The 23,913-nt window shown below is 67.6% G+C and carries 21 protein-coding genes; 18 read left to right on the top strand and 3 right to left on the bottom strand.

The window, feature by feature from the left end; all coding sequences use genetic code 11:
* Nucleotides 1–71: 71 nt before the first annotated feature.
* Nucleotides 72–1,286: a threonine ammonia-lyase gene (locus I5731_RS18330; protein WP_197312861.1), complete on the bottom strand. Its 1,215-nt coding sequence runs from the start codon at nt 1,284–1,286 to the stop codon at nt 72–74.
* Nucleotides 1,287–1,840: 554 nt separating this feature from the next.
* Between I5731_RS18330 and I5731_RS18325 the strand changes: the two genes are divergently transcribed.
* The 18 genes from I5731_RS18325 to mce all read left to right on the top strand — a co-directional run bounded on the left by I5731_RS18325 (nt 1,841) and on the right by mce (nt 20,601).
* On the top strand, nt 1,841–2,206 hold the full coding sequence (locus I5731_RS18325) for an NADH-quinone oxidoreductase subunit A (RefSeq protein ID WP_197312860.1): 366 nt from the start codon (nt 1,841–1,843) through the stop codon (nt 2,204–2,206).
* Nucleotides 2,197–2,775, top strand: a complete 579-nt coding sequence (locus I5731_RS18320; protein ID WP_197312859.1) for a NuoB/complex I 20 kDa subunit family protein — start codon at nt 2,197–2,199, stop codon at nt 2,773–2,775. The genes I5731_RS18325 and I5731_RS18320 overlap by 10 nt, the downstream gene beginning before the upstream one ends.
* 96 nt (nt 2,776–2,871) lie before the next feature.
* Nucleotides 2,872–3,477 carry an NADH-quinone oxidoreductase subunit C gene (locus I5731_RS18315; protein WP_197312858.1) on the top strand — a complete coding sequence of 202 codons (606 nt, stop codon included), beginning with the start codon at nt 2,872–2,874 and terminating at the stop codon, nt 3,475–3,477.
* A gap of 12 nt (nt 3,478–3,489) precedes the next feature.
* Nucleotides 3,490–4,674, top strand: a complete 1,185-nt coding sequence (locus I5731_RS18310; protein ID WP_197312857.1) for an NADH-quinone oxidoreductase subunit D — start codon at nt 3,490–3,492, stop codon at nt 4,672–4,674.
* Nucleotides 4,674–5,828, top strand: a complete 1,155-nt coding sequence (nuoE, locus tag I5731_RS18305) for an NADH-quinone oxidoreductase subunit NuoE (protein WP_197312856.1) — start codon at nt 4,674–4,676, stop codon at nt 5,826–5,828. Before I5731_RS18310 ends, nuoE begins: the two co-directional genes overlap by 1 nt.
* A 75-nt stretch (nt 5,829–5,903) precedes the next feature.
* Complete coding sequence (gene nuoF, locus I5731_RS18300; RefSeq protein ID WP_197312855.1) at nt 5,904–7,196, top strand: NADH-quinone oxidoreductase subunit NuoF; 1,293 nt, start codon at nt 5,904–5,906, stop codon at nt 7,194–7,196.
* 4 nt (nt 7,197–7,200) lie between these two features.
* A complete protein-coding gene (locus I5731_RS18295; protein WP_197312854.1) occupies nt 7,201–7,536 on the top strand; it encodes a pentapeptide repeat-containing protein in 336 nt (111 codons plus the stop codon).
* Entirely contained in the window at nt 7,536–9,623 is a 2,088-nt protein-coding gene (nuoG, locus tag I5731_RS18290) for an NADH-quinone oxidoreductase subunit NuoG (protein ID WP_197312853.1), read from the top strand. Before I5731_RS18295 ends, nuoG begins: the two co-directional genes overlap by 1 nt.
* A gap of 15 nt (nt 9,624–9,638) precedes the next feature.
* Nucleotides 9,639–10,688, top strand: a complete 1,050-nt coding sequence (gene nuoH, locus I5731_RS18285) for an NADH-quinone oxidoreductase subunit NuoH (protein ID WP_197312852.1) — start codon at nt 9,639–9,641, stop codon at nt 10,686–10,688.
* Between the two features lie 139 nt (nt 10,689–10,827).
* The gene (nuoI, locus tag I5731_RS18280) at nt 10,828–11,316 is read left to right on the top strand and encodes an NADH-quinone oxidoreductase subunit NuoI (RefSeq protein ID WP_197312851.1); all 489 of its coding nucleotides are present in this window, start codon (nt 10,828–10,830) and stop codon (nt 11,314–11,316) included.
* Nucleotides 11,317–11,560: 244 nt separating this feature from the next.
* Entirely contained in the window at nt 11,561–12,172 is a 612-nt protein-coding gene (locus tag I5731_RS18275) for an NADH-quinone oxidoreductase subunit J (RefSeq protein WP_197312850.1), read from the top strand.
* A 52-nt stretch (nt 12,173–12,224) separates the two neighbouring features.
* On the top strand, nt 12,225–12,533 hold the full coding sequence (nuoK, locus tag I5731_RS18270; RefSeq protein WP_197312849.1) for an NADH-quinone oxidoreductase subunit NuoK: 309 nt from the start codon (nt 12,225–12,227) through the stop codon (nt 12,531–12,533).
* Nucleotides 12,534–12,535: 2 nt separating this feature from the next.
* Nucleotides 12,536–14,626 (top strand): NADH-quinone oxidoreductase subunit L, encoded by a 2,091-nt coding sequence (nuoL, locus tag I5731_RS18265; RefSeq protein ID WP_197313113.1) that lies wholly within the window; start codon nt 12,536–12,538, stop codon nt 14,624–14,626.
* On the top strand, nt 14,626–16,137 hold the full coding sequence (locus I5731_RS18260; RefSeq protein WP_197312848.1) for an NADH-quinone oxidoreductase subunit M: 1,512 nt from the start codon (nt 14,626–14,628) through the stop codon (nt 16,135–16,137). The genes nuoL and I5731_RS18260 overlap by 1 nt, the downstream gene beginning before the upstream one ends.
* Before the next feature lie 130 nt (nt 16,138–16,267).
* On the top strand, nt 16,268–17,698 hold the full coding sequence (gene nuoN, locus I5731_RS18255; protein ID WP_197312847.1) for an NADH-quinone oxidoreductase subunit NuoN: 1,431 nt from the start codon (nt 16,268–16,270) through the stop codon (nt 17,696–17,698).
* Nucleotides 17,695–18,495, top strand: coding sequence for a biotin--[acetyl-CoA-carboxylase] ligase (locus I5731_RS18250; protein WP_197312846.1), 801 nt, complete (start codon nt 17,695–17,697; stop codon nt 18,493–18,495). Before nuoN ends, I5731_RS18250 begins: the two co-directional genes overlap by 4 nt.
* A gap of 56 nt (nt 18,496–18,551) precedes the next feature.
* The gene (locus I5731_RS18245; protein WP_197313112.1) at nt 18,552–20,162 is read left to right on the top strand and encodes a ribonuclease J; all 1,611 of its coding nucleotides are present in this window, start codon (nt 18,552–18,554) and stop codon (nt 20,160–20,162) included.
* 34 nt (nt 20,163–20,196) lie between these two features.
* Nucleotides 20,197–20,601 carry a methylmalonyl-CoA epimerase gene (gene mce / locus I5731_RS18240; RefSeq protein ID WP_197312845.1) on the top strand — a complete coding sequence of 135 codons (405 nt, stop codon included), beginning with the start codon at nt 20,197–20,199 and terminating at the stop codon, nt 20,599–20,601.
* Nucleotides 20,602–20,842: 241 nt separating this feature from the next.
* Here mce and I5731_RS18235 read toward each other — a convergent pair whose 3' ends face one another.
* Nucleotides 20,843–21,448 carry a L,D-transpeptidase gene (locus I5731_RS18235; protein WP_407941862.1) on the bottom strand — a complete coding sequence of 202 codons (606 nt, stop codon included), beginning with the start codon at nt 21,446–21,448 and terminating at the stop codon, nt 20,843–20,845.
* Between the two features lie 752 nt (nt 21,449–22,200).
* Nucleotides 22,201–23,829 carry a fumarate hydratase gene (locus tag I5731_RS18230; protein WP_197312843.1) on the bottom strand — a complete coding sequence of 543 codons (1,629 nt, stop codon included), beginning with the start codon at nt 23,827–23,829 and terminating at the stop codon, nt 22,201–22,203.
* Between the last annotated feature and the right edge of the window lie 84 nt (nt 23,830–23,913).

Below are 23,913 nucleotides of genomic sequence, written 5' to 3'. Positions count from 1 at the left end.
GGGAGAAGGGAAACCGTTGGCACCTTCTCCGACAGATCGAGAAGGGAAACCGTCGTGGGGAGAAGGGACCCTCAATAACTCTGCAGCCGCATCACCCCGTACCCGCGCGCGCGCAACGCGTCGCAGACCGCTTCGGCGTGGCGGCCGTTGCGGGCTTCGAAGGTGACGTCGAGCGAGGCGCCCTTCGCCGGGATGTCGAGCACGGTGCGGCGGTGCGAGACTTCGAGGATGTTGCCGCCCGCCGAGCCGATCAGCGTCGCGATGTCCCCGAGCACGCCGGGGCGGTCGGGCAGGTTCATGCGGATCGCCACGATGCGTTCCTCGCGGGCGAGCTCGCGCATCAGCACCGAGGCGAGCAGGCGCGGGTCGATGTTGCCGCCGCAGAGCACGAGGCCGACCTTCTTGCCGCGGAAGCGCTCGGGGTCGGTGAACATCGCCGCGAGCCCGGCGGCGCCGGCGCCCTCGGCGATGGTCTTCTGCAGGGTGAGGTAGGCGTTGACCGCCCGCTCGATCATCGGCTCCTCGACGAGGACGATGTCGTCGACCACCTCGCGCGCGATCGCCGTGGTGAGGTGGCCGACGTTGCGCACGGCGATGCCTTCGGCGAGCGTGTTGCCACCCGACGGCATCTCGATGCCGCGCAGCGCCGCCCACATCGCCGGATAGAGCTTCGTCTCGGCGCCGATCATCGCGACGTCCGGGCGGATGCCCTTGGCGGCGATCGCCATGCCGCCGATCATGCCGCCGCCGCCGACCGGCACCACCATCATGCCGAGATCTGGCACGTCTTCCAGCATCTCCAGCGCGATGGTGCCCTGGCCGCGGATGACGTCAAAGTCGTCGTAGGGGTGCACCCAGACCATGCCTTCGGCGGCGGAGATGCGCTCGGCGGCCTCCTGCGCATCCGACACGAGCTCGCCCTCGAGGATGACGCGGGCGCCGTGCGCCTCGGTCGCCTGCACCTTCACGTGCGGGGTCGTCACCGGCATCACGATGGTCGCCGCGATGCCGAGCCTTGCCGCGTGGTAGGCGACGGCCTGGGCATGGTTGCCGGCCGACATCGCGATCACCCCGCGCGCCCGCTCGGCGTCGGTCAGCCCGATCAGCTTCACCAGCGCGCCGCGCTCCTTGAAGGCGTTGGTGACCTGCATGTTCTCGTATTTGACGAACACCTCGGCGCGAGTCAGCTGCGACAGCTTCGGGGCGGCGACGAAGGGCGTGCGCATCACCCGTCCGTCGATCAGGCGGGCGGCATCGCGGATATCGTCGAGGGTGGGCAGGCGCATGGCCGAGGGCATCCAAAAAGCAGGGGAATTGCCCCGGCTATAGCGGAAATCGGCCGGAGCCGCGCAAGCATTTTCGTGGGCCCTGTCCGTCGCTGCGCATGTCCGTGCGCCGCCCGGATGGCAGCCCTGACGCTCGCGCAGTTGCGAATAGTTCTACGCACTTGCGAAACAGAAGGGGCTGCGATAGTCCTCGCGACGACAGCGGGACGCGTTTGGTCGTCCGGCCGCAGCCGATCCGACCCGCCCTCCGGGCGTCGTCGTCGAGGGCGCGCCGGGCCGGTCGCGGGTTCTGCGGTCGCAGCCGGCTCGAACCTCGCCCCGCCTCCGGCCGACGCCCGCTCGTTGCGGACGAAACGTCCCGGGACTGTGGTCCGAACGGCGCCGTTGACCGCGACCGTCAGCAGGATAAGTTCGGAATCGTGGCGCGACGACGGCGCGCCGAGAACGCCAAGCACCGTCGCCCCAGGCCTTTGCCGGACAGCTCCCGGCCGGGCGGGACGGCGGGACCGGACCCGGACAGGGCCCACGCAAGGGCAAGGCAGGGCAGGGGTAGCATGGACGGACTTTTGCGGGAATATCTTCCCATCGTCGTATTCATGGCCGTCGCGCTGGTGATCGGCCTCGCGCTTCTGGTGGCTCCCTTCATCGTCGCCTACAAGAACCCCGATCCGGAAAAGCTGTCGGCCTACGAATGCGGCTTCAACGCCTTCGATGACGCGCGCATGAAGTTCGACGTCCGGTTCTATCTGGTGGCGATCCTCTTCATCATCTTCGATCTCGAAGTGGCGTTTCTGTTTCCCTGGGCGGTCGCCTTCGGCGATATCGGCCTGTTCGGCTTCTGGTCGATGATCGTCTTCCTCGGCGTCCTCACCATCGGCTTCATCTACGAGTGGAGAAAAGGAGCCCTCGAATGGGACTGACCGGTCAGGCACCGCTCGTCGCCCCCGCTCCGAAAGGCGTGATCGACCCCGCCACCGGGCGCCCGATCGGCGCCAACGATCCCTTCTTCCTCGACATCAACAACGAGCTCGCCGACAAGGGCTTTCTCGTCACCGCGACCGACGACCTCATCAACTGGGCCCGCACGGGCTCGCTGATGTGGATGACCTTCGGTCTCGCGTGTTGTGCCGTCGAGATGATGCAGATGTCGATGCCGCGATACGACGCAGAGCGCTTCGGCTTCGCGCCGCGCGCCAGTCCGCGTCAGTCCGACGTCATGATCGTCGCCGGCACGCTGACCAACAAGATGGCCCCGGCGCTGCGCAAGGTCTACGACCAGATGCCGGAGCCGCGCTACGTCATCTCGATGGGCTCCTGCGCCAACGGCGGCGGCTATTACCACTACTCCTACGCCGTGGTGCGCGGCTGCGACCGGGTCGTCCCGGTCGACATCTACGTCCCCGGCTGCCCGCCGACCGCCGAGGCGCTGCTCTACGGCGTGTTGCTGCTGCAGAAGAAGATCCGCCGTACCGGCACCATCGAACGGTGACGTAAGACAGGCGAACGGCACCGCGCGGGACAGCCGCGCGGTGCGATGGACCGGCCGGCAACGGCCCGCAGGACCCTCATTCGAGGCAGTTGAGCGATGAACGAAGCCCTGTCCGAGACTGCCGACCGCATTCGCGAGGCGCTGCCGCAGCATGCGGGCGGCCTGTCGGTCGCCTATGGCGAGCTGACCCTCGTCGTCGGCCGCACCGCGATCCTCGATGTGATGCGCGTGCTCTACGGCGACCATGGCCTGCAGTTCTGGAACCTCATCGACGTCTGCGGCGTGGACTACCCGGCGCGCGAAAAGCGCTTCGACGTCGTCTATCACCTGATGTCGCCGCGCCAGAACGCGCGCATCCGCGTCAAGCTCGAGACCGACGACGTCTCGCCGGTGCCGTCGATCACCTCGGTCTATCCCGGTGCCGACTGGTTCGAGCGCGAGGCCTACGACCTCTACGGCATCCTGTTCTCGGGCCACCCCGAGCTGCGCCGGCTGCTGACCGACTACGGCTTCGAGGGCCATCCGCTGCGCAAGGATTTCCCGCTCACCGGCTTCGTCGAGGTTCGCTACGACGACGAGGTGAAGCGCGTGATCTACGAGCCGGTGCGGCTCAACCAGGAATTCCGCAATTTCGACTTTCTCTCGCCGTGGGAGGGCACCGACTACGTGCTGCCGGGCGACGAGAAGGCGAAGGCGAACTGAGGGGCGCCGGCGATGGCCGAGGCAGAAGTCCGCAACTTCAACATCAACTTCGGGCCGCAACATCCTGCGGCGCATGGCGTTCTTCGCCTCGTGCTCGAGCTCGACGGTGAAGTCGTCGAGCGCGTCGATCCGCATATTGGCCTGCTGCATCGCGGCACCGAGAAACTGATCGAGGTGAAGACCTACCTGCAGGCGCTGCCCTACTTCGACCGGCTCGACTACGTCGCTCCGATGAACCAGGAGCATGCCTTCTGCCTCGCGGTGGAAAAGCTCGCCGGCATCACGGTGCCGCGCCGGGCGCAGCTCATTCGCGTGCTCTACTCCGAGATCGGCCGCATCCTCTCGCATCTCCTCAACGTCACGACGCAGGCGATGGACGTCGGCGCGCTGACCCCGCCGCTCTGGGGCTTCGAGCCGCGCGAGCAGCTGATGGTGTTCTACGAGCGCGCCAGCGGCAGCCGCATGCACGCCGCCTATTTCCGCCCGGGCGGGGTGCACCAGGATCTGCCCGACCGGCTGATCGAGGACATCTGGGACTTCTGCGACCCGTTCCTCGCCACCCTCGACGACATCGAGGGCCTGCTCACCGACAACCGCATCTTCAAGCAGCGCAACGTCGACATCGCCGTCGTCAGCCTCGAAGACGCGTGGAAGTGGGGCTTCTCGGGCGTCATGGTGCGCGGCTCGGGCGCGGCGTGGGATCTGCGCAAGTCGCAGCCCTACGAGTGCTATTCGGAGTTCGAGTTCGACATTCCGATCGGCAAGAACGGCGACTGCTTCGACCGCTACTGCATCCGCATGGAAGAGATGCGCCAGTCGGTGCGCATCATGAAGCAGTGCATCGAGAAGCTGCGCGTCGAGAAGGGCCCGATCTCTTCGGCCGACGGCAAGGTCGCGCCGCCGAAGCGCGGTGAGATGAAGCGCTCGATGGAAGCGCTGATCCACCACTTCAAGCTCTATACCGAGGGCTTTCACGTGCCGGCCGGCGAGGTCTACACCGCCGTCGAGGCGCCGAAGGGCGAGTTCGGCGTCTACCTCGTCGCCGACGGCACCAACAAGCCCTACCGCTGCAAGATCCGCGCCCCGGGCTTCGCCCACCTGCAGGCGATGGATTTCCTCTGCCGGGGTCACATGCTCGCCGACGTGTCGGCGATCCTCGGTTCGCTCGACATCGTGTTCGGAGAGGTCGATCGCTGATGGCCGTCCGCCGCCTTTACAAAGACCAGCCCGAGAGCTTCGAATTCTCGGCCGAAACGCAGGCGTTTGCTGCTGCCGCGGTGAAGAAGTTCCCGCCGGGCCGGCAGGCTTCGGCCGTAATTCCGCTGCTCTGGCAAGTCCAGTTGCAGGAGGGCTGGGTCTCGGAGCCGGCGATCCGCCGCGTCGCCGATTTCCTCGGCATGCCGTACATCCGCGTGCTCGAGGTCGCGACCTTCTACACGATGTTCCAGCTGCAGCCGGTCGGCGCCAAGGCGCACATCCAGGTCTGCGGCACGACGCCCTGCATGCTGCGCGGAGCCGAGGAGCTGATCGCGATCTGCAAGTCGCGCATCGCCCCGCACGCGCACGAGCTGTCGGCCGACGGCGCCTTTTCGTGGGAAGAGGTCGAGTGCCTCGGCGCCTGCGTGAACGCACCGATGGTCCAGGTCGTCAAGGACACCTACGAGGACCTGACGCCCGAGACCTTCGAGGCGCTGCTCGACACCTTCGCGGCCGGCGGCATGCCGACGCCGGGCCCGCAGAACGGGCGCTGGTACGCGGCCGCCGAGGGCGGTGACACCACGCTGACCGATCCCGACCTCTACAAGGGCAAGCCCGCCGCCGTCGAAGCGCCGATCGCCGCCGAGCCGGAGGCGCCGACGCTGGCCGAGGCCGATGCGGTGGTGCCGGAAGCGGCGACCGCCGGCGTCTCGCCCGCGACCGAAGAGGCGAGCCACGAGCATGCCGGCCGCCCGACCGGCGAGGGCCGCGCCGACGAGGAAGTCGTCCGCGCCCAGCCGGGCGACGGCGACGAGACCGAGATCTCGGGTTCCGAGCCGATCTCCGAGGAACGCGCGATCAGCCCGGTCGACGACGAGCATCGTCCCGAACTGCTGACGGCGGCGCCGGAGGGTCCGGCCGACGACCTGAAGCTGATCTGGGGCGTCGGCCCGAAGCTCGAGGCCATGCTGCACGAGATGGGCGTCTATCGCTTCGACCAGATCGCCGGCTGGAACGACGAGAACATCGCCTGGGTCGACCAGCGTCTCGGCACGTTCCGCGGGCGCGCCTCGCGCGACAAGTGGGTCGAGCAGGCCCGCAAGCTCGCCGGCGGCTGGCGCCCGACCGACCCCGACGGCGACCGGCCGGTCTGATTTCTGCCGCCGCGGCGAGCCGCGGCGGTTCTCTGGACGTTTGGACGGGCGGCAGCGAATTCAAGGTTCGACGACATGCTCTCTGACAAGGATCGCATCTTCACCAACATCTACGGCCGCCACGACTGGGGCCTCGACGGCGCACGCCGTCGCGGCTCCTGGGACGGCACGAAGGCGATCATCGAGAAGGGTCGCGACTGGATCATCAGCGAGATGAAGGCGTCGGGCCTGCGCGGCCGCGGCGGCGCCGGCTTCCCGACCGGCCTGAAGTGGTCCTTCATGCCGAAGGAAAGCGACGGCCGGCCGCACTATCTCGTGGTGAACGCCGACGAATCCGAGCCCGGCACCTGCAAGGATCGCGAGATCCTGCGCCACGACCCGCACCACCTCGTCGAGGGTTGCCTGATCGCCGGCTTCGCCATGGGCGCGCACGCCGGCTACATCTACGTCCGCGGCGAGTTCGTGCGTGAGCGCGAGCACCTGCAGGCGGCGATCGACCAGGCCTACGAGGCCGGGCTGCTCGGGGCGAATGCCTGCGGCTCGGGCTGGGACTTCGACCTCTACGTGCACCACGGCGCCGGTGCCTACATCTGCGGCGAAGAGACCGCGCTGCTCGAAAGCCTCGAGGGCAAGAAGGGCCAGCCGCGCCTGAAGCCGCCGTTCCCGGCCAACGTCGGCCTCTATGGCTGCCCGACCACCGTGAACAACGTCGAGTCGATCGCGGTCGCCCCGACCATCCTGCGCCGCGGCGGCGCCTGGTTCGCCGGCCTCGGCAAGCCGAACAACACCGGCACCAAACTGTTCTGCGTCTCCGGCCACGTGAACAAGCCCGCCACCTTCGAGGAGGAGATGGGCATCCCGTTCCGCGAGATGATCGACAAGCACTGCGGCGGCATCCGCGGCGGCTGGGACAACCTGCTCGCCGTCATCCCCGGCGGCTCGTCGGTGCCGATGGTGAAGGCCGAGAGCATCATCGACTGCCCGATGGACTTCGACAGCCTGCGCGGCCTCGGCTCCGGCCTCGGCACCGCGGCGGTGATCGTGATGGACAAGTCGACCGACGTCATCAAGGCGATCGCCCGGCTCAGCCACTTCTACAAGCACGAGAGCTGCGGCCAGTGCACCCCGTGCCGCGAGGGCACCGGCTGGATGTGGCGCGTGATGGAGCGGCTCGTCACCGGCGAGGCGCAGAAGCGCGAGATCGACATGCTGTTCCAGGTGACCAAGCAGGTCGAGGGCCACACCATCTGCGCCCTCGGCGATGCGGCGGCCTGGCCGATTCAGGGCCTGATCAAGAACTTCCGCGACGTGATCGAGGCGCGCATCGACGCGCACCACGGCGCGAAGGTGATGCAGGCGGCGGAGTGACGACGTGAAGATCCACGAGGAGAAGCACCGGCTCGACGTCACCAGATCCGACCTGTCCGGGTCGGGCCTGCGCGACGTCAACTTTTCCGGGGTCACCTTCGAGGACGTCAATCTGTCGGGCGCCACCTTCAAGGACGTGAACATGTCCGGCTGGCGGGTGGACGACTGCAATCTCGCCGGCCTCAGGATCAACGACGCCAATCTGGCGGGCCTGAGACTGACGCAAGTGGATCTCGCCGGGGCCTCGATCGAGGCGAGCCGGCTCAGTGGGATGACCATCGACGGCATCCCGGTGACGGACATGATTGCCGCCTACACCGCGGCTCAAGAGGCGAAGTGATGGCGAAGATCAGCATCGACGGAACCGTGATCGACGTCTCTCCCGACGCGACGCTTCTGCAGGCGTGCGAAGAGGCGGGGGCGGAAGTGCCGCGCTTCTGTTTTCACGAGCGCCTGTCGGTCGCCGGCAACTGCCGCATGTGCCTCGTCGAGGTGAAGGGTGGCCCGCCGAAGCCGACCGCCTCCTGCGCCATGGCGGTGAAGGATCTGCGTCCCGGCCCGAACGGCGAGCCGCCGGAGGTTTTCACCAAGACGCCGATGGTGAAAAAGGCCCGCGAGGGCGTGATGGAATTCCTGCTGATCAACCATCCGCTCGACTGCCCGATCTGCGACCAGGGCGGCGAGTGCGACCTGCAGGACCAGGCGATGGCCTACGGCGTCGACAGCTCGCGCTTTGCCGAGAACAAGCGCGCCGTCGAGGACAAGTACATCGGGCCGCTGGTCAAGACGATCATGACGCGCTGCATCCACTGCACGCGCTGCGTCCGCTTCACCACCGAGGTCGCCGGCGTCACCGACCTCGGCCTGATCGGCCGCGGCGAGGATGCCGAGATCACCACCTATCTCGAGCAGGCGATGAGCTCGGAGCTGCAGGGCAACGTCATCGACCTCTGCCCGGTCGGCGCGCTGACCTCGAAGCCCTACGCCTACAAGGCGCGCCCCTGGGAGCTCACCAAGACCGAATCCGTCGACGTGATGGACGCGGTTGGCTCGGCGATCCGCATCGACACGCGCGGCCGCGAGGTGATGCGCGTGCTGCCCCGCCTCAACGAGGCGGTGAATGAGGAATGGATCTCCGACAAGTCGCGCTTCATCTGGGACGGCATCAAGACCCAGCGCCTCGACCGGCCCTACGTCCGCGTCGGCGGCCGCTTCCAGCCGGCGAGCTGGGGTGAGGCTTTCGCCGCGGTGAAGCAGGCGATGGCCGGCAAGAGCCCGGACCGGATCGGCGCCATCGCCGGCGATCTCGCCAGCGTGGAAGAGATGTTCGCGCTGAAGACGCTGATGGGCGCCCTCGGCGTCACCAGCATCGACTGCCGCCAGGACGGTACCGCGCTCGATCCCGCCTTCGGCCGCGCCTCCTATCTCTTCAACGCCTCCATCCAGGGCATCGAGGACGCCGACGCCCTGCTGATCATCGGCTCCAACCCGCGCGTCGAGGCGGCGGTGCTCAACAGCCGCATCCGCAAGCGCTGGCGCATGGGCGCCTTCCCGATCGGCGTGATCGGCGAGCGCACCGACCTCACCTATCCCGCGACCTATCTCGGCGCCGGCCCCGATTCGCTCACCTCACTCGATGCGGCGTTCCTCGACGTGCTGAAGGCGGCGAAGCGACCGATGATCCTCGTCGGCCAAGGCGCGCTCGCCCGGCCGGACGGCCTCGCGGTGCTCTCGGCGGCGGCGAAGCTCGCCGTCGACGTCGGTGCGATCGGCGAGGGCTGGAACGGTTTTTCGGTGCTGCACACCGCGGCGAGCCGCGTCGGCGGCCTCGAGCTCGGCTTCGTGCCGGGCGAGGGCGGCCGCGACGTTGCCGGCATGCTGTCGGCCGCCGGCAGCGGCGGGCTCGACGTGCTGTTCCTGCTCGGCGCCGACGAGATCGACACCACGGCGCTCGGCAGCAGCTTCGTCGTCTACATCGGCAGCCACGGCGATGCGGGGGCGCAGCGCGCCGACGTGATCCTGCCCGGCGCGGTCTATGCGGAAAAGTCCGGCACATACGTTAATACCGAGGGCAGGGTGCAGGTCGGCTTGCGCGCCGCCTTCCCGCCGGGCGAGGCGCGCGAGGACTGGGCGATCCTCCGGGCGCTGTCGGACGTGCTCGGCCACCGCCTGCCGTTCGATTCGCTGCCCGCCCTGCGCGCGGCGCTCTACGCGGCGCGGCCCGAGTTTGCGGCGATCGACGAATTGCTCGTCGCCGACGCCTCGGCTATCGAGGGCCTCGCCGCCGTCGGTGGCACGCCGTCCTCGGCACCGTTCGCGAGCCCGGTGCGCAACTTCTACCTCACCAACCCGATCGCCCGTGCCTCGGCCATCATGGCCGAGTGTTCGGCGCTGGCGAGCGGACAGGCCAAGGCCGCAGCGGAATAACGGGAAATCGAACCGATGGACGGATTCTGGTCATCCTACGTCTGGCCGCTGGTGGTGATGGTCGCCCAGAGCCTGCTGCTCATGGTCGTGCTGCTCGTCTGCGTCGCCTACATCCTCTACGCCGATCGCAAGATCTGGGCGGCGGTGCAGCTTCGGCGCGGGCCGAACGTCGTCGGCCCCTGGGGCCTGTTCCAGTCGTTCGCCGACTTGCTGAAGTTCGTCCTGAAGGAGCCGGTGATCCCGTCCGGCTCGTCGAAGGGCATCTTCCTGCTCGCGCCGCTCGTCACCGTGGTGCTGTCGCTGCTCGCCTGGGCGGTAATCCCGGTCAACGCCGGCTGGGTGATCGCCGACATCAACGTCGGCATCCTGTTCATCTTCGCGATCTCGTCGCTGTCGGTGTACGGCATCATCATGGGCGGCTGGGCGTCGAACTCGAAGTACCCGTTCCTGTCGGCGCTGCGCTCGGCGGCCCAAATGGTGTCCTACGAGGTCTCGATCGGCTTCGTCATCATCACGGTGCTGCTCTGCGCCGGCTCGCTGAACCTCTCGCGCATCGTCGAGGCGCAGCAGGTCGGGCTCGCGACGGCGATCGGGCTGCCGTGGCTGACGTTCCTCAACTGGTACTGGCTGCCGCTCTTCCCGATGTTCGTGATCTTCTTCATCTCGGCGCTCGCCGAGACGAACCGGCCGCCCTTCGATCTCGTCGAGGCGGAATCGGAGCTGGTCGCCGGCTTCATGGTCGAGTACGGCTCCACCCCGTACATGATGTTCATGCTCGGCGAATACGTCGCCATCACCCTGATGTGCGCGATGATGGCGATCCTGTTCATGGGCGGCTGGCTGCCCCCGCTGGATTTCCCGCCCTTCAACTGGGTGCCGGGCATCGTCTGGTTCGCACTGAAGGTGATGCTGGGCTTCTTCATGTTCGCGATGGTGAAGGCGATGGTGCCGCGCTATCGCTACGACCAGCTGATGCGACTCGGCTGGAAGGTGTTCCTGCCGATCTCGCTGGCGATGGTCGTCATCGTCGCCGGCGTGCTCCAGCTCACCGGCTGGGCCGGGTGAGCCGGACCACGCGGGTTCCGACCGCGCCGTCGCATTCCCGCGGTGATCCGCGGGCATGCTGCCGGCACCCTGCCGCGGGAGCTGGCGGCGCCGATCGCTCCCCGCGTCCGGCCGAGAAACGACGTTCGAGGTTCTGCCGATGAGACTTGATCAGGCCGCAAGGTCGCTGTTCCTCCGGGAGTTCGTATCGGCCTTCTTCCTGGCCATGCGCTACTTCTTCAAGCCGAAGCCGACGATCAACTACCCCTTCGAGAAGGGACCGGTGAGCCCGCGCTTCCGCGGCGAACACGCCCTGCGCCGCTATCCGAACGGCGAAGAGCGCTGCATCGCCTGCAAACTGTGCGAGGCGATCTGCCCGGCGCAGGCGATCACCATCGAGGCCGGTCCGCGCCGCAACGACGGCACCCGCCGCACGACGCGCTACGACATCGACATGGTGAAGTGCATCTACTGCGGCTTCTGCCAGGAAGCCTGCCCGGTCGACGCGATCGTCGAGGGCCCGAACTTCGAGTTCGCGACCGAGACGCGCGAAGAGCTCTACTACGACAAGGACAAGCTGCTCGCGAACGGCGACCGCTGGGAGCGCGAGATCGCGCGCAACATGGTGATCGACGCCCCGTACCGCTGAGGCGGGCAGGGGAGAGGGAAGGCTTTCCTTCCCTGACGGCGACAAGGTCATGGTCCGCGCAGGCGGACCATCCACGAGAACGGACGCGGCAAGTGAACAGGCAGATGCACGGCGGACCAGAGATCGACAGCAGCGGACGAGCGGTGGACAGCCGCCGCTTCGTGGATGGTCCGCCTGCGTGGACCATGACGTCCCGGTTCGTTTTTCTTTCGGCTCGCACGGTCGTCCGGGGGACGGTGGCACGATGATCCAGGCACTCTTCTTCTACATCTTCTCCGGGGTCACCATCGCCTCCGCCGTGATGGTGATCTCGTCGCGCAATCCGGTGCACTCGGTGCTGTTCCTGATCCTCGCGTTCTTCAATGCGGCGGGCCTGTTCCTGCTGCTCGGGGCCGAGTTCCTCGCCATGGTGCTCGTCGTCGTTTACGTCGGCGCGGTGGCGGTGCTGTTCCTGTTCGTGGTGATGATGCTCGACGTCGATTTCGCCGAGCTCCGCCAGGGCTTCCTGCAGTACCTGCCGATCGGCGTGCTGATCGGTATCGTCTTCCTGATCGAGCTGCTGTTCGTGGTCGGCGCCTGGGTGCTGTCGCCCGAGGCGATCGCGACCGGCTCGATGCCGATCCCAGATCCCGCCGAGGTCTCGAACATCGAGGCGATCGGGCAGGTGCTTTACACCCGCTACGTCTACTTCTTCCAGGCCGCTGGCATGGTGCTGCTCGTCGCGATGATCGGCGCGATCGTGCTGACGCTGCGCCACAAGCCGGCCGTCAAGCGCCAGGACATCAGCGCCCAGGTCGGGCGGACGCGCGAGACCGCCATCGAGATCCGCAAGGTTGAAACGGGCAAGGGCCTCTGAGGCGGCACCGCCGCCTCGTACCTCACCCAACGAAACGCAAGGGCACGACGTCATGGACATCGGACTGTCCCATTACCTCTCGGTCGCGGCGATCCTGTTCACGCTCGGGATCCTCGGCATCTTCCTCAACCGGAAGAACGTCATCATCATCCTGATGTCGATCGAGCTGATCCTGCTCGCCGTGAACCTCAACCTCGTCGCGTTCTCGTCGTTCCTCAACGATCTCACCGGCCAGGTGTTCGCGCTGTTCGTGCTGACGGTCGCCGCCGCCGAGGCGGCCATCGGCCTCGCCATCCTCGTCGTCTTCTTCCGCAACCGCGGCTCGATCGCCGTGGAAGACATCAACATGATGAAGGGCTGATGATGTATTCCCTCATCGTCTTCCTGCCGCTCATCGGCTTCCTGATCGCCGGTGCCATCGCCCTCAAGGGCGCGATGGACACGGTGCCGCCGGCGCCGGAAGGGCACGGCCACGGGCACGGACACCACGATCACGGCCACGGTCACGGTCACGCCGCGGCGCACGGGCACGACGCCCATGCCGACGACCACGGCCACGGCGACCACGAGGAGCCGGCCCCCGGCTCGCGCCCGGCCGAACTGATCACCACCTCGCTGATGGGCGTCGTCGCGATCCTGTCCTGGATCGCCTTCTTCACCGTCGGCTTCTCGGAGCGCGAGGCGTTCACGGTGCCGGTCCTCACCTGGATCGTCTCCGGCGAACTCGCCGCCAACTGGGCCTTCCGCATCGACACGCTCACCGTCGTCATGCTGGTGGTCGTCAACTCGGTGTCGTTCCTCGTCCATCTCTACTCGATGGGCTACATGAGCCACGACCCGGCGCGGCCGCGCTTCTTCGCCTATCTGTCGCTGTTCACCTTCGCCATGCTGACGCTGGTGACCTCCGACAACCTGCTGCAGATGTTCTTCGGCTGGGAGGGCGTCGGTCTCGCCTCCTATCTGCTGATCGGCTTCTGGTACAAGAAGCCCTCCGCCAACGCCGCGGCGATGAAGGCCTTCATCGTCAACCGCGTCGGCGACTTCGGCTTCCTGCTCGGCATCTTCGGCGTCTTCGTCTTCTTCAACACGATCAGCTTCGACGCGATCTTCGCCAACGTCGAGACGCTCGAGGGCGCGACGCTCACCTTCCTCGGCTCGGAGTGGAGCGCGGCGACCATCATCTGCCTGCTCTTGTTCATGGGCGCGATGGGCAAGTCGGCGCAGTTCCTGCTGCACACCTGGCTGCCCGACGCGATGGAAGGCCCGACCCCGGTGTCGGCGCTGATCCACGCCGCCACCATGGTGACGGCCGGCGTGTTCATGGTCGCCCGCCTGTCACCGGTGTTCGAGACCTCGCACGACGCGCTCACCGTGGTGACGCTGGTCGGCGCGACGACGGCCTTCTTCGCCGCCACGGTCGGCCTGGTGCAGAACGACATCAAGCGCGTGATCGCCTATTCGACCTGCTCGCAGCTCGGCTACATGTTCGTCGCGCTCGGCGTCGGCGCTTATCCGATCGCGATCTTCCACCTCTTCACGCACGCCTTCTTCAAGGCGCTCTTGTTCCTCGGCGCCGGATCGGTGATCCATGCGGTGTCGGGCGAGCAGGACATGCGCAAGATGGGCGGCCTGCGCAAGAAGATCCCCGTCACCTTCTGGATGATGACGATCGGCACCCTGGCGCTGACCGGCTTCCCCTTCACCGCCGGCTTCTATTCGAAGGACGCGGTGATCGAGGCGGCGTTCGTCGGCGAGAACGCCTTCGCGGGCTACGCCTTCACGCTCACCGTCGTCGCGGCGGCGCTGACCTCGTTCTACTCCTGGCGCCTCGCCTTCCTCACCTTCTTCGGCAAGCCGCGCGCGTCGGCCGAGGTGATGAAGCATGCGCACGAGAGCCCGCCGGTGATGCTGATCCCGCTCTACGTGCTCAGCGCCGGCGCGCTGCTCGCCGGCATCATCTTCGCCGGCGGCTTCATCGGCGAGGGCGCGCACGGCTTCTGGAAGGAATCCCTCTACCTCGGCGAGGGCGAACACGCGATCCTCGAGGCGATCCACCACGTGCCGCTGTGGGTGAAGCTCGCCCCGCTCGTCGCGATGATCGGCGGCTTCCTCGTCGCGGTGCAGTTCTACATCCGTGATCCCGACGCGCCGAAGCGGCTCGCCGCCCGGCATGACGCGCTCTACCAGTTCCTGCTCAACAAGTGGTACTTCGACGAGCTCTACGACATCCTGTTCGTGCGCTCGGCGAAGTGGATCGGCCGCACCTTCTGGAAGGTCGGCGACGGGCGGATCATCGACGGGCTCGGCCCCGACGCGATCGCCGCCCGCGTGCAGGACGTCACCGCCCGCGTCGTCCGGCTGCAGACCGGCTACATCTACCACTATGCCTTCGCGATGCTGATCGGCGTCGCCGCCCTGATCACCTGGGCGATGTTCCACGGGGGAGCCAACTGATGGGCGACATGCCGCTCCTCTCGATCGTCACCTTCCTGCCGCTGGCCGGCGTGTTCCTGATCCTCTGGAACCGTGCCAACGACGAGGTGGCGATCCGGAACATCAAGATGGTCGCCCTCACGACGACCGTCTTCACCTTCCTCGTGTCGCTGTTCGTCTGGGCCCGCTTCGACGCCACCAACCCCGGCTTCCAGCTCGTCGAGGAAGCCCGCTGGATGGGTGACTTCGTCAGCTACCGGATGGGCGTCGACGGCATCTCGGTGCTGTTCGTCATCCTCACCACCTTCCTGATGCCGTTCTGCATCCTCGCCAGCTGGCGGTCGATCGAGTACCGGGTGAAGGAGTACATGATCGCCTTCCTCGTGCTCGAGACGCTGATGATCGGCGTCTTCTGCGCGCTGGACGCGGTGCTGTTCTACGTCTTCTTCGAAGGCGGCCTGATCCCGATGTTCATCATCATCGGCGTCTGGGGCGGCAAGCGGCGGTTCTACGCCAGCTACAAGTTCTTCCTCTATACGCTGCTCGGTTCGGTGCTGATGCTCGTCGCCATCATGGCGATGTACTGGGATGCCGGCACCACCGACATCACCCGGCTGCTGCAGCACCCGTTCCCGGCGGCGATGCAGCCCTGGCTGTGGATCGCCTTCTTCGCCTCCTTCGCGGTGAAGATGCCGATGTGGCCGGTGCACACCTGGCTGCCCGACGCCCACGTCGAGGCGCCGACGGCCGGCTCGGTGATCCTCGCCGGCATCCTCTTGAAGATGGGCGGCTACGGCTTCCTGCGCTTCTCGGTGCCGATGTTCCCGCTCGCCTCGGCCGACTTCGCGCCGATGGTGTTCGCCCTCTCCGTCGTCGCGATCATCTACACCTCGCTGGTCGCGCTGATGCAGGACGACATCAAGAAGCTGATCGCCTATTCGTCGGTCGCGCACATGGGCTTCGTCACCATGGGCATCTTCGCGCTGAACGAGCAGGGCGTGCAGGGCGCGATCTTCCAGATGATCTCGCACGGCCTCGTCTCCGGCGCGCTGTTCCTCTGCGTCGGCGTCGTCTACGACCGCATGCACACCCGCGAGATCACGGCCTATGGCGGCCTCGTCAACCGCATGCCGGCCTATGCCACGGTGTTCCTGATCTTCACCATGGCCAACGTCGGCCTGCCGGGCACCAGCGGCTTCGTCGGCGAGTTCCTGACGCTGATGGGCGCCTACGAGGCCAACACCTGGGTCGCCTTCTTCGCGGCGACCGGCGTCATCCTCTCGGCCGGCTATGCGCTCTGGCTGTTCCGCCGGGTCGTGTTCGGCGAACTCACCAAGGACAGCCTGAAGGGCATTCTCGACCTCTCGGGGCGCGAGAAGGCTCTGCTGGTGCCGCTGGTGGTGCTCGTCATCTACTACGGCATCTACCCGCTGCCGATCCTCGACGCGACGGCAGCCTCGGTCGACTCGCTCGTGAAAAACTACCAGGCGGCGATCGACGCCGCCGCGCAGACCGCGGCGATCGCCCACTGACCCCGCTGCGGCGAGGGCGCGCTTCGCCCCCGCCGCGGTCCTCCCGATGACCCGTTGCCGCCGCGGCCGTCGCCGCCGGGGGCCAGCCGCCGACCCAGCCGCCGACCCAGCCGCCGATAAGGACCAGCCGATGTTCGCTCTTCCCGCTCTGATGCCGGCGCTGCCCGAGATCCTGCTCGGCGTCGGCGCGCTCGTGTTGCTGATGGTCGGCGTGTTCCGGGACGAGAACTCGACCGACGTCGTCACCGGCATGGCGGTGGCGCTGCTGATCGTCGCCGCCGCGGTGATGGTGCTGCTGCCCGCCGACGGCGTCACCTTCGACGGCGCCTTCGTCATGGACGGCTTTGCCCGCTTCCTGAAGGTACTGGTGCTGATCGGTTCGGCGGTGGCGATCGCCATGTCCGTCGCCTACGCCCGCGCCGAGAAGTTCGAGCGCTTCGAGTATCCGGTGCTGATCGTCATCGCGACGCTCGGCATGATGATGATGATCTCGGCGAGCGACCTGATCTCGGTCTATCTCGGCCTCGAACTGCAGTCGCTGGCGCTCTATGTCGTCGCCTCGATCAACCGCGACCAGCTGCGCTCGACCGAGGCCGGCCTCAAGTACTTCGTGCTCGGCGCGCTCTCGTCGGGCATGCTGCTCTACGGCGCCTCGCTGGTCTACGGCTTCACCGGCCACACCGATTTCGCCGGCATCCGGGCCGTGCTGACCGCGGACGGCGCATCGATCGGCTTCGTCTTCGGCCTCGTCTTCATGATGGCCGGCTTCGCCTTCAAGGTGTCGGCGGTGCCGTTCCACATGTGGACGCCGGACGTCTACGAAGGCGCCCCGACCCCGGTGACGGCCTTCTTCGCCGCTGCCCCGAAGATCGCCGCGATGGCGGTGCTGACGCGCACCGTGATCGATGCGTTCCAGCCGGCGCTGACCGACTGGCAGCAGATCATCGCCTTCGTCGCCATCGCCTCGATGGCGCTCGGCGCCTTCGCCGCGATCGGCCAGACCAACATCAAGCGCCTGATGGCTTATTCCTCGATCGGTCACATGGGCTACGCGCTCGTCGGCCTCGCCGCGGGCACCGCCACCGGCGTGCAGGGCGTGCTGATCTATCTCGCCACCTACCTCGCGATGACTGCCGGGGCGTTCGCCTGCATCCTCGCCATGCGCCGCGAGGACGGAATGGTCGAGGAGATCTCGGGCCTGTCGGGCCTTGCCCGCAACAACCTGGTGATGGGCTTCCTGCTGGCGATGATCATGTTCTCGCTCGCCGGCATCCCGCCGTTCGCCGGCTTCTTCGCGAAGTACTTCGTCTTCGTCGCCGCCGTCGAGGCCGAACTCTACTGGCTCGCCGTCATCGGCGTCGTCACCAGCGTCGTCGGCGCCTACTACTACCTGCGCATCGTCAAGATCATCTTCTTCGACGAGCCGGCCGGGGCGTTCAAGGCGATGCCAGCGGAACTCCGCGTGGTGCTCGGCCTCTCGTCCGCCTTCGTCATCTTCTTCGGCCTCGTCTCGGGCCCGCTGAGCGATGCCGCACAGGCGGCGGCGCGGTCGCTGTTTTGACCGCTGGCGCGCCGCCGGCGGCGGTCCTGCCCGACGGCTTCCGGGTGCTGAAACTGGAAGAGACAGCCTCGACCAACGCAGCGGCACTGGATGCCGCCCGCGCCGGCGAGCCCGGCGGCCTCTGGATCACCGCGCGGCGGCAGAGCGCCGGGCGCGGCCGGCAGGGCCGGGTGTGGACCTCGGACGAGGGCAATCTCTTCGCCAGCCTGCTCCTGCGCGACCCCGTGCGGGCCGACCGGCTCGGTGAACTGCCGCTGGTGATCGCGCTCGGTGTGCATGACACCGTTGCGGAACTGCTTCCGCCCTTGCAGCGCGGCCAGCTCGCCATCAAATGGCCGAATGACCTCGTCTTTGACGGCGCCAAGCTGGCGGGCATCCTGCTCGAAGGCGCCGACGACGGGCGGTCCCGCGTCGTTGTCGTGGGTATCGGCGTCAATTGTCGCCACTTCCCGGCAAAAATCGAGTATCCCGCAACGAGTCTTGCCGCGATCGGTGTTCCGGCGTCGGCGGACGAGGTATTTGCGGTGCTCGCCGTGGCGGTGGCCCGCCGGCTCGGCGAATGGCGCCTCGAAGGGTTCGAGGCGGTTCGCGCGGCCTGGCTGGCCCGTGCCCGCGGACTGGGCGAGACGATCCGGGTGCGCATGCCCGCGCGCACGCTGGAAGGCCGTTTCGAGGCGCTCGACGCCGCCGGCCGGCTGCTGCTTCGGCTTGCCGACGGCCGGATCGAGACCATATCGGCGGGCGACGTATTTTTCGGCACCGCCGCAGGGGCGGGCGCCACTGGAGGTCACGCGTGACAGAGCCGACGGACGAACTGGTCTTCCTTCCCCTCGGCGGTGTCGGCGAAATCGGGATGAACCTCGGCCTGTACGGCTTCGGTCCGCCGAAGGCGCGAAAATGGCTGATGGTCGACTGCGGCGTCAGCTTCGCCGGGCCTGAACTGCCCGGCATCGACCTCGTGATGCCCGACGTCCGCTTCATCGAGAAGAACCTCGACGACGTCGTCGGCCTCGTCATCACCCACGCGCACGAGGACCACTACGGCGCGCTGTACGACCTCTGGCCGAAGCTCGGCGTGCCGGTCTACATGACGCCGTTCTCCGCCGCGCTGCTCGAAGCCAAGCGCAGCATGGAACGTGGTGCGCCCAAGATCCCGGTCACCGTCGTGCGCCAGGGCGACCGGCTGCAGCTCGGACCGTTCGACGTCGAGATCGTGCCGGTCTCCCACTCGCTGCCCGAGCCCAACGCGCTGGTACTGCGCACGCCGGTCGGCACCGTGCTGCACACCGGTGACTGGAAGATCGACCTCGACCCGGTCGTCGGCCTGCCGATCGATCTCGCCCGCCTCGCCGAGATCGGCGACGAGGGCGTGCTGGCGATGGTCTGCGATTCGACCAACGCGCCGCGCGAAGGCACCAGCCCCAGCGAAGGCGACGTCGGCAAGGGCATCTCGGAGGTGATCGCGGCCGCCAAGGGCCGGGTCGCCGTCACGATCTTCGCCTCCAACGTCGCGCGCATCCGCTCCGTCGCGCTCGCCGCCGCCGCCAACGGCCGCGAGGTCATTGTCGTCGGCCGCGCGATCCGGCGCTGCATCGACGTCGCGAGCGAACTCGGCTACCTCGACGGCCTGCCGCCGTTCCGCGACGAGGACTCCTACGGCTACCTGCCGCCCGAGCGCGTCGTCGCGCTGGTGACCGGCAGCCAGGGCGAGCCGCGCGCGGCGCTCGCCAAGATCGCCTTCGACGAGCACCGCAACGTGGCGCTCAGCGCCGGCGACACGGTGATCTTCTCCTCGCGCACCATCCCGGGCAACGAGAAGGCCGTCGGCGCGATCAAGAACGCGCTCGCCACCAAGCGCATCAAGATCGTCACCGACGCCGACGCGCTGATCCACACCTCCGGCCACCCGCGCCGCGACGAGATGCGCCGGCTCTACGGCATGATCCGGCCGCAGGTGTCGGTGCCGGTGCACGGCGAGCCGCTGCACCTCGCCGCCCACGCGGAACTCGCCAAGGCCTGCGGCGTGCCGCGGGTCGTGGTCGGTGCCAACGGCAAGATCCTGCGCCTCGGCCCGGGCAAGGCCGAGGTCGCCGGCGAGGCGTTCTCCGGCATCCTCGTCAAGGACGGCAACATCCTGACCACGCCGGAAGCCTCGGGCGTCACCGAGCGGCGCAAGATCAGCTTCGCCGGCGTCGTCGCCGTCACGGTGCTGCTCGACGCCAACAACGACACCGCCGGCGAGCCGGTGGTGATGCTGTTCGGCCTGCCCGACGAGGACCAGCGCGGCGAGCTCTTCATCGACTTCGTCGGCGCCGCCGTCGACGGGGCGGTGGCGAGCATCCCGCGCCAGCGCCGGCGCGATGAGGCGCTGGTCGCCGAGGCGGTGCGCCGCGCGGCCCGGGCGGCGGTCAACGAAAGGTGGGGCAAGAAGCCACTTTGCGAGGTCGTCGTCGCCCGCGTATGACGGTCCCCGAAGACGGATTTCGGGGGAGATGACAATGATCGGACGCCTCAACCATGTCGCCATCGCGGTGCCGGATCTCGGCGCCGCGACGGCGCTCTACCGCGACACGCTGGGCGCCACCGTGACGCCGCCGAAGGCCGAGCCCGACCACGGCGTCACCGTGGTCTTCATCGAGCTGCCGAACACCAAGATCGAGCTGCTCGAGCCGCTCGGTGAGAACTCGCCGATCGCGGCCTTCCTCGCGAAAAGCCCGTCGGGCGGCATCCACCACGTCTGCTACGAGGTCGACGACATCCTCGCCGCCCGCGACCGGCTGAAGGCCTCCGGCGCCCGCGTGCTCGGCACCGGCGAGCCGAAGATCGGCGCCCACGGCAAGCCGGTGCTGTTCCTGCACCCGAAGGATTTCAACGGCACGCTGGTGGAGCTGGAGCAGGCTTGAGGGAGCGTGTTCTGGCGGCGCTGCGTGTTGTCCGCCGGCGCTGCTACCCCTCATCCGCCCTTCGGGCACCTTCTCCCGCAAGGGGAGAAGGGAATGGGTCAGCGGGTGTCGAAATTCCCTTCTCCCCTCGCGGGAGAAGGTGGCCGAAGGCCGGATGAGGGGGCGACGGCCCATCCATCATCACAACGCAAAACGGGCGGCCAATCGGCCGCCCGTTTTCGTTTTCGACATTTCGAAACGATCAGTGCTGAACCACCACCCGGGCGCCGACGGCGACGTGCTCGTAGAGGTCGATCACGTCCTCGTTCGCCATGCGGATGCAGCCGGACGACACGGCCTGGCCGATCGTCCACGGCTCAGCGGTCCCGTGGATGCGGTAGATGGTCGAGCCGATGTACATGGCGCGGGCGCCGAGTGGATTATCCGGGCCGCCGGGCATGTGGTAGGGCAGGTCGGGCTGGCGCTTGCGCATCGGCGGCGGCGGGGTCCAGCCCGGCCACTCGGCCTTGCGGGTCACGCGGTGCGCGCCGGTCCAGGTGAAGCCCGGACGGCCGACGCCGATGCCGTACTTCAGCGCCTTGCCGTCGCCGAGCACGTAGTAGAGCCGGCGCTCGGCGGTGTTGACGATGATCGTCCCCTCGCCATAGGGACCCTCGTAGGCGATCGTCTCGCGCTTGATCGGCGATTCCGACGCGCGGGCACGCTGCACCTTCGGAATCTTGACGAAGCCGCCGGCGGCCGGGTCGTAGAAGTTGGTGTAGTCCTTCTCGACCGCCGCGAAGGCCGGCGACGAGACAGCCGCGCCACCGACGAGGAGCGCCGCGGCGAGAAGCAGGGTCTTGCGCATCATCATGTGCATCAGGATCCGGTGAAGGCGGGGCAGGGCCGGGAGGACGGCCGCGCACCACCGATGTTTGCCGAGAAATTCATAACCGACGCAGGCGCGCCACACCCCGGAAACCCGGCGACCGCCACGCCTGCATCACCCTGTCACGACGGGATTTACCGTCCGGTTACCGTGTCGGGCACGGCTCGCCTGGACCGAAAATCTACCGCGCAAGAGTGAATGACGAATGTGAAATTGACCGCCGGGTTCCACCCGATCAAGGCACTGCGGTCACGTTTTCGTCATGGATGCGGCGATGCGGAGGCACTGTGGCCGATGCGCCACGCAGCAGCGGGTCAGGGCGTCGAAACGGCGCCTCAAGACCCACGTTGGCGTTCGTTTCCGAGTTGTCGAGGTGGCCGAGCAAGCGTGGCGGGCGCCAGTGGCTTGAAGGTCAATCACGCCGGCAGGCTCAATGCAGCAACTGATTCGGCGACTGAGGTCCCGGGGGGCGGAGGCGCGGCCCCGGCTGTCCGGTCTGAGCTTGCCGTCACGAGGCCCCGGCTTTTCCCTCACCCTTCGAGACAGCCGCTGCGCGGCTTCCTCAGGATGAGGGAAAAGGACATCCGTTTGCGAAGGCACGAGAAACCTCTCGGAGGCCTCATCCTGAGGAGGCCCGGAACGGGCCGTCTCGAAGGACGAGGCCGGGTGCGAGGGCCGCCCTTTCCGCAGAACCGCACGGCCAGGGGACGCTTCCGGACCCATACAGCCCGTCACCCGAGGTTCAATTCCTTGAAGAAGTCGTTGCCCTTGTCGTCGACGACGATGAAGGCCGGGAAATTCTCGACTTCGATCCGCCAGATCGCTTCCATGCCGAGTTCGGGGAACTCGACCACCTCGACCTTCTTGATGCAGTCCTGCGCGAGGCGGGCGGCGGGGCCGCCGATCGAGCCGAGGTAGAAGCCGCCGTGCGCCGCGCAGGCGTCGCGCACCTGCTTCGAGCGGTTGCCCTTGGCGAGCATCACCATCGAGCCGCCCATCGCCTGGAACTGGTCGACATAGGCATCCATGCGGCCGGCGGTCGTCGGCCCGAACGAACCGGAGGCATAGCCGGCGGGGGTCTTCGCCGGACCGGCGTAGTAGACCGGGTGATTCTTGAAATAGTCGGGCAGGTCGCCGCCGGCCTCGACCCGCTCGCGCAGCTTGGCGTGGGCGAGGTCGCGCGCCACGATCACCGGGCCGGTGAGCGAGACGCGGGTGCGGATCGGATGCTTCGAGAGTTCCGCGAGGATCTCCGGCATCGGCCGGGTGAGGTCGATCTTGACGACGTCGCCGCCGAGCGCCGCCTCGTCGACCTCGGGCAGGAACTTCGCCGGGTTGGTTTCGAGTGCCTCGAGGTAGATGCCGTCGCGGGTGATCTTGCCCATCGCCTGCCGGTCGGCCGAGCAGGAGACGCCGATGGCGATCGGCAGCGAGGCGCCGTGACGGGGCAGGCGGACGACGCGGACGTCGTGGCAGAAATACTTGCCGCCGAACTGCGCGCCGACGCCGGTCGCCTGCGTCAGCTTGAAGATCTCTTCTTCCATGGCGAGGTCGCGGAAGGCGTGGCCGGCTTCCGAGCCCATCGTCGGCAGGCCGTCGAGATAGCGGCAGGAGGCGAGCTTCACCGTCTTCAGCGCCAGTTCCGCCGAGGTGCCGCCGATCACCACGGCGAGGTGGTAGGGCGGGCAGGCGGCGGTGCCGAGGGTCAGGATCTTTTCCCGGATGAAGCCGATCAGCCGGTCGGGCGTCAGCATCGACGGCGTCGACTGGAACAGGAAGGTCTTGTTGGCCGAGCCGCCGCCCTTGGCGATGAACAGGAACTTGTAGGCGTCCTCGCCCTCTTCATAGATGTCGATCTGGGCCGGCAGGTTGGTGCGGGTGTTGCGTTCCTCGTACATCGACAGCGCCGCAAGCTGCGAATAGCGCAGGTTTTTCTTCTCGTACGCGTCGAGGATGCCGCGCGCGATCGCCGGCTCGTCGCCGCCGCGGGTGAAGACGCGCCGACCCTTCTTGCCCATCACGATCGCCGTGCCGGTGTCCTGGCACATCGGCAGCACGCCGCCGGCGGCAATGTTGGCGTTCTTCAGGAGGTCATAGGCGACGAAGCGGTCGTTCGAGGTCGCCTCCGGATCGTCGAGGATCTTCGCGAGTTGGCCGAGATGGCCGGGGCGCAACAGGTGGTTGATGTCCATGAACGCGGCTTCCGCGAGGAGGCGCAGGCCTTCGGGATCGACTTTGAGGATCTCCTCGCCCTCGAACTCCGCCACCGAGACGTAGTCCGACGTCAGCTTCCGGTAGGGCGTGGTGTCGGGGCCGAGCGGGAAGAGGCCGGTGTATCCATTGGCGAACGGCGCGTTCATGTCGCTCGAAGCTCCCTCGATGGCCGGTGGGACGGTCGCTGCATCAGCCCCTTTTAGACCCCGAGCCGCGGCACGCCAATCCGC

It is taken from the genome of Methylobrevis albus, assembly GCF_015904235.1.
In the GTDB taxonomy this organism is placed as follows: domain Bacteria; phylum Pseudomonadota; class Alphaproteobacteria; order Rhizobiales; family Pleomorphomonadaceae; genus Methylobrevis_A; species Methylobrevis_A albus.
The sequence above is the reverse complement of the archived record's forward strand: the minus strand, read 5'-3'. Positions and strand labels throughout refer to the sequence as shown.

What these genes read in the sequence shown, in the direction of transcription:
- nuoI (WP_197312851.1), top strand. Translation starts at nt 10,828, where the DNA reads ATGAGACTTGATCAGGCCGCAAGGTCGCTGTTCCTCCGGGAGTTCGTA.
- I5731_RS18275 (WP_197312850.1), top strand. Translation starts at nt 11,561, where the DNA reads ATGATCCAGGCACTCTTCTTCTACATCTTCTCCGGGGTCACCATCGCC.
- nuoK (WP_197312849.1), top strand. Translation starts at nt 12,225, where the DNA reads ATGGACATCGGACTGTCCCATTACCTCTCGGTCGCGGCGATCCTGTTC.
- I5731_RS18260 (WP_197312848.1), top strand. Translation starts at nt 14,626, where the DNA reads ATGGGCGACATGCCGCTCCTCTCGATCGTCACCTTCCTGCCGCTGGCC.
- nuoN (WP_197312847.1), top strand. Translation starts at nt 16,268, where the DNA reads ATGTTCGCTCTTCCCGCTCTGATGCCGGCGCTGCCCGAGATCCTGCTC.
- nuoL (WP_197313113.1), top strand. Translation starts at nt 12,536, where the DNA reads ATGTATTCCCTCATCGTCTTCCTGCCGCTCATCGGCTTCCTGATCGCC.
- nuoH (WP_197312852.1), top strand. Translation starts at nt 9,639, where the DNA reads ATGGACGGATTCTGGTCATCCTACGTCTGGCCGCTGGTGGTGATGGTC.
- I5731_RS18320 (WP_197312859.1), top strand. Translation starts at nt 2,197, where the DNA reads ATGGGACTGACCGGTCAGGCACCGCTCGTCGCCCCCGCTCCGAAAGGC.
- I5731_RS18310 (WP_197312857.1), top strand. Translation starts at nt 3,490, where the DNA reads ATGGCCGAGGCAGAAGTCCGCAACTTCAACATCAACTTCGGGCCGCAA.
- I5731_RS18235 (WP_407941862.1), bottom strand. Translation starts at nt 21,448, where the DNA reads ATGCGCAAGACCCTGCTTCTCGCCGCGGCGCTCCTCGTCGGTGGCGCG.
- nuoF (WP_197312855.1), top strand. Translation starts at nt 5,904, where the DNA reads ATGCTCTCTGACAAGGATCGCATCTTCACCAACATCTACGGCCGCCAC.
- I5731_RS18325 (WP_197312860.1), top strand. Translation starts at nt 1,841, where the DNA reads ATGGACGGACTTTTGCGGGAATATCTTCCCATCGTCGTATTCATGGCC.
- nuoE (WP_197312856.1), top strand. Translation starts at nt 4,674, where the DNA reads ATGGCCGTCCGCCGCCTTTACAAAGACCAGCCCGAGAGCTTCGAATTC.
- I5731_RS18315 (WP_197312858.1), top strand. Translation starts at nt 2,872, where the DNA reads ATGAACGAAGCCCTGTCCGAGACTGCCGACCGCATTCGCGAGGCGCTG.
- mce (WP_197312845.1), top strand. Translation starts at nt 20,197, where the DNA reads ATGATCGGACGCCTCAACCATGTCGCCATCGCGGTGCCGGATCTCGGC.
- nuoG (WP_197312853.1), top strand. Translation starts at nt 7,536, where the DNA reads ATGGCGAAGATCAGCATCGACGGAACCGTGATCGACGTCTCTCCCGAC.
- I5731_RS18330 (WP_197312861.1), bottom strand. Translation starts at nt 1,286, where the DNA reads ATGCGCCTGCCCACCCTCGACGATATCCGCGATGCCGCCCGCCTGATC.
- I5731_RS18230 (WP_197312843.1), bottom strand. Translation starts at nt 23,829, where the DNA reads ATGAACGCGCCGTTCGCCAATGGATACACCGGCCTCTTCCCGCTCGGC.
- I5731_RS18245 (WP_197313112.1), top strand. Translation starts at nt 18,552, where the DNA reads ATGAACCTCGGCCTGTACGGCTTCGGTCCGCCGAAGGCGCGAAAATGG.